This window comes from Streptomyces sp. SID12488 (assembly GCF_010548275.1).
Lineage (GTDB): Bacteria > Actinomycetota > Actinomycetes > Streptomycetales > Streptomycetaceae > Streptomyces.
Window position 1 is genome coordinate 1 of sequence record NZ_JAAGLT010000163.1, and the last position, 390, is coordinate 390.

Consider the following 390-nt stretch of genomic DNA (forward strand, 5'->3'; position numbering starts at 1 on the left):
GGCGGCGAACGCGGCCGTCGACCACGTGCACACGTGGGTGCACGGCACCGCCGAGGGGGACTGGACGTCCGCCGGTGTCGTGTCGGACGGCTCGTACGGCGTGCCCGAGGGGCTCATCTCGTCGTTCCCGGTCACCGCCGCGGGCGGCGCGTACACGATCGTGCCGGGGCTCGAGCTCGACGCGTTCTCGCGCGAGCGCGTCGACGCGTCGGTCGCCGAGCTGGTGGAGGAGCGCGAGGCCGTGCGCGCGCTCGGCCTGGTCTGACCGGCGGGACGGGCGTGCGCGTCGCGATCCGGGTGCGTCCGGGGGCGTCGCGCACGCGCGTCGGTGGTCGGTACGGCGACGCGCTGGTCGTCGCGGTGCAGGCCCGCGCGGTGGACGGCGCCGCG

The 390-nt window shown here is 77.4% G+C and carries 1 pseudogene; it reads left to right on the forward strand.

Annotated features, from left to right (window positions below):
* Positions 1–265 (forward strand): annotated as a pseudogene (locus tag G3I56_RS42995) (malate dehydrogenase); the annotation flags it as partial.
* Positions 266–390 lie beyond the last annotated feature (125 nt).